1 protein-coding gene is annotated in these 1,070 nt (G+C 65.2%); it reads right to left on the bottom strand.

The annotated features are described in order from the left end of the window. Positions 1-264: 264 nt before the first annotated feature. Positions 265-1,070, bottom strand: an 806-nt coding sequence (locus tag ACZ59A_RS44905) for an integrase core domain-containing protein (RefSeq protein WP_470971668.1), incomplete at its 5' end; no start/stop codon positions are given.

Below are 1,070 nucleotides of genomic sequence, written 5' to 3'. Positions count from 1 at the left end.
GGCGCGGTGGTTCCACTTCTGCCATGGTTGAGCGGCGGGCCGCTGCAGCGCTCCGGCGTCGTGACCAGCACGGACGAGGTTTCTGGCACCTTCAGGGTTCCGAACTGGTGGCGGTGTGCGTCGCGGCACCCGCAGCGCCGGTAGACACGTCCACGGTGGGTGACGGAGCGCATGGTGATCGCCTCCTGGAAGTGGTGCAGCGTGCCGACGTTCCCAGTCTCCGTCGACGGGCACTGCCCTTGCCGGAAAACTCATCCGTACAGGTCACGCTGTATGTCGGTATTCGTGGAGGATGCCTCCGAGGCGATCGTGCCGACGTATGTCGAGGCGGGCTAATGTGTCCGGCTCGTCGATCGGCGGGGGCAAGGGGTGGAGCGGTCTGGCGTTGGCGATGCCTTGGTGTGGTCGATGTCCGTTGTAGAACTGCTCGAACTCGTGCAGGGCATGGAGGAGGTGCCGCTGGTTCCAGATCAATGTCCGGTCCAGTAGCTCGCGGCGACAGGTCTGTACCCATCGTTCCGTGATCGAGTTCATTCGTGGCACCTGGATGCCGCTGAGCACGACGTCGATCCCCGCGTCCCTGAGGACGGCATCGAAGAGGTCGGGGAACTTCCCGTCCCGGTCCCGGATCATGAAGCGTGCCCGGCAGCCGAGGTCTTCGAGGTCCATAACGAGGTTCTTCGCCGCCTGCGCTACCCAGGAGGCGGTCGGATGCGCGGTGGCGCCCAGGACGCGGATCCGGCGACTGCCGTGTTCGATCACCACGAGCACGTACATCCGTATCCCCGACAGGGTGACTGTTTCCATGAAGTCGCAGGCCAGCAGCGCATCAGCCTGGGGGCGAAGGAAATCGGCCCAGGTACTGGAGTTCCGCTCGGGCGCAGGGTCGATGTCGGCATCCTTGAGGATTTCCCACACAGTGGACGCGCCCACTCTCAACCCCAGCACGAGCAGCTCGCCGTGCAGACGTCTGTACCCCCAGCTCGGGTTCTCCTTCGCCAGGCGCAGCACCAGCATGCGGATCGAGCGCACGGTACGCGGTCTTCCCGGGCGTTTGGGGCGGCAAGAGG

The sequence above is a fragment of the Streptomyces sp. NPDC040405 genome (assembly GCF_055595765.1).
The sequence above is the reverse complement of the archived record's forward strand: the minus strand, read 5'-3'. Positions and strand labels throughout refer to the sequence as shown.